The sequence below is a fragment of the Shewanella sp. 11B5 genome (assembly GCF_002836795.1).
In the GTDB taxonomy this organism is placed as follows: Bacteria; Pseudomonadota; Gammaproteobacteria; order Enterobacterales; family Shewanellaceae; genus Shewanella; species Shewanella frigidimarina.
In genome coordinates this window covers 1-2,390 of the sequence record NZ_PJAP01001072.1, presented here as the reverse complement: position 1 = coordinate 2,390, position 2,390 = coordinate 1, and the positions used below count along the sequence as shown (strand labels likewise).

4 protein-coding genes are annotated in these 2,390 nt (G+C 40.5%); 2 read left to right on the top strand and 2 right to left on the bottom strand.

The features are described 5' to 3' along the window. Positions 1 to 316 (top strand): Hsp20 family protein (locus CXF78_RS20440; RefSeq protein ID WP_102037788.1); only part of this gene is annotated, 316 nt, incomplete at its 5' end. Between the two features lie 144 nt (positions 317 to 460). Here CXF78_RS20440 and soxR read toward each other — a convergent pair. After that, a complete protein-coding gene (gene soxR, locus CXF78_RS20435) occupies positions 461 to 901 on the bottom strand; it encodes a redox-sensitive transcriptional activator SoxR (protein WP_102037787.1) in 441 nt (146 codons plus the stop codon). Between the two features lie 101 nt (positions 902 to 1,002). Here soxR and CXF78_RS20430 point away from each other — a divergent pair, with 101 nt between their 5' ends. After that, entirely contained in the window at positions 1,003 to 1,425 is a 423-nt protein-coding gene (locus CXF78_RS20430; protein ID WP_102037786.1) for a VOC family protein, read from the top strand. Between the two features lie 98 nt (positions 1,426 to 1,523). Here the strand turns inward: CXF78_RS20430 and pepE are convergent, their stop codons facing one another. Continuing rightward, positions 1,524 to 2,231: a dipeptidase PepE gene (pepE, locus tag CXF78_RS20425; protein WP_102037785.1), complete on the bottom strand. Its 708-nt coding sequence runs from the start codon at positions 2,229 to 2,231 to the stop codon at positions 1,524 to 1,526. Positions 2,232 to 2,390 lie beyond the last annotated feature (159 nt).

The window sequence follows — 2,390 nt, the reverse complement described above, 5'->3', positions numbered from 1 at the left end:
TGAGCTTTTAGGCGAAAATCGTTATCGGATCACCATGGCGGTAGCGGGTTTTTCTATGCCAGAACTCGATATTATGAGTGAAGGTGAAAAGCTATTAGTAAAAGGTAATAAGACTGCTAACAGTGATGAACGCAAATATTTGCATCAAGGGATTGCTGAGCGTGGTTTTGAACGTAGTTTTCAATTAGCGGATTATGTGCGGGTCGTCGGTGCGGAATTAGAACACGGCTTATTAAATATTGATTTAGTGCGTGAAATTCCAGAAGCTATGAAACCTCGTAAAATAGATATTGTGACTACCAAAACGCTTAGTTAAGCCTTTATTGTGAGTCTAATACGATTAGTGGCTTAGGTGTTAACAGCATTTAAGCCATATTCTCTACCTAATCGTTTATCTCCCCCCTAATTTAGCTAATTGCTTAGGCCTAGTTTGTTATTAAACTAGGCTTTTTTGTATTTATCATTTATTCAAAAGCACTGGACCAGGGCCTTGTTCTACAAGAATATCGTTTGGATTATACAGTGGACAGTTTTTCATCGATAAACAACCACAACCGATGCAACCTTCGAGCGAATCTTTCAATTTTTGCATCTGGGCTATCCGCAGCGTAAGTGATTTATTCCAAACATTTGATAATTCTGCCCAGTCTTCTTTAGTCGCTGTTCGTTCATTGGGTAAAGCAGCAAAAGCATGCTTGATATCATCCAACGATATCCCTAATTGTTGCGCAGCTTTGATGAGCGATATTCGCCTGATAACGTCTCGTGTATAACGACGTTGATTACCATTATTGCGCCAACCGCTGATGAGACCTTTTTGCTCATAAAAGTGAATCGCAGAGATGTTTATTCCACAACGTTTGGCGACTTGGCCAACACTTAGTTCTGCATCTATTGACATTCAACCTCCGATTTTTTTTATCATTTTGGCAAAAATAATGCTTTACCTCAAGTTAGCTTGAGGTATTAAGCTGTGTTGCATTAACCATAAGGAGATAAGTGATGCGATTAGAACATTTAAATTTAGTAGTTAATGACTTAGATGAATCATTAGTATTTTATAAAGCGGCCTTTCCACACTGGCGAGTGCGTGGCGGTGGCGAGTCTGTTTGGCATGGTACGCCGCGGAAATGGCTTCACTTTGGTGATGATTATCATTATTTATCGTTAAATGATTCTGGTAGTGGCGAGGTGCGCGATCTTAAAAGCAATGCATTGGGTTTGGCACATTTCGCTTACGTTGTGGACAATATTGATGCATTAGTTGCTAGATTGTCACAAGTGGGTTTTGAGGTGGCGATTATAGGCGGACATGATCCTTTTTATAAAAGCCGTTACTTTATTGACCCAAGCGGATTTGAAGTTGAGTTTGTTGAATACTCAACGGATATTCCCAGTGAGCGAAATCAATACGATGGCGAGTAGCTTATCAATATGCACCATTGGGCTTATAGAGTAAGCCCAATGGTTTTGATCAAAACCGATTATCAGCAAACGTAATAGGTTAAGAGCAGGTAAGCTGACTAAAGGTAGTGTGACAAGTCGGTGTTAGCGGTAAGTTCAACTTCTTGTTGTTTACCATGGAATAAATAAGCCGTCTCATTACCAATAAGGTGTAATTTATCGCCTTGGCGCCATAGAGCGCTGCCTTCTTGGATTCCTATCACCGGTGTCAGTGGATCGACCATGGTAAATTCTAACAGCCGTTGCGCACGAGTTTCACCATTATGGCCTGGCATTTGGTAGTTGGTGTAATGCGGATTTAATTGGAATGGCAATATACCCAATGCGGTAAAAGAGGGCGGCTCGACAATTGGCATATCATTGGTGGTACGAATGCTGGCACCAGTAATGTTTGATCCCGCACTCCAGCCCACATACGGCATGCCATTTTCTACTTTTTCACGAATTAAGTGCAGTAAGTCGTAGCGATACAATTCGTTGAGCAATTGGAATGTATTGCCGCCACCAACAAAAATACCTGCAGCATCTAGAATGGCTTGTTTTGGGTCTGCAAACTGATGAATGCTACTAATGGTAATTGGCAGAGGTTCAAGCGCTGTTTGTACTTTTGTTAAATACTCATCATAACTTACACTGACGCCAGCATAAGGAATAAACAACCATTGTTGTCCTGGCTGAGTGAGTGGACGAATAAGCTCAACGGTATGGCTTAGATATGTCGAATTACCGACCCGTGAGGCGCTCAACATTAATGCATTAATGGGCATAAAAAGTCCTTTTTGGTTTTAGTTTTTGACAGTTTATCAAAGATTAATCATTGCCGACACTGAGTTTGTTTTTGTAGTCTATTTTTCAGTTTCAATTAATCAATCCTCCCTAGAATCTGCTCGCGTGAATTTCAAGACGATGTTTTATCTAGCTATAAA

Coding starts and splice junctions, on each gene's coding strand:
- soxR (WP_102037787.1), bottom strand. CDS start 901: ATGTCAATAGATGCAGAACTAAGTGTTGGCCAAGTCGCCAAACGTTGT.
- CXF78_RS20430 (WP_102037786.1), top strand. CDS start 1,003: ATGCGATTAGAACATTTAAATTTAGTAGTTAATGACTTAGATGAATCA.
- pepE (WP_102037785.1), bottom strand. CDS start 2,231: ATGCCCATTAATGCATTAATGTTGAGCGCCTCACGGGTCGGTAATTCG.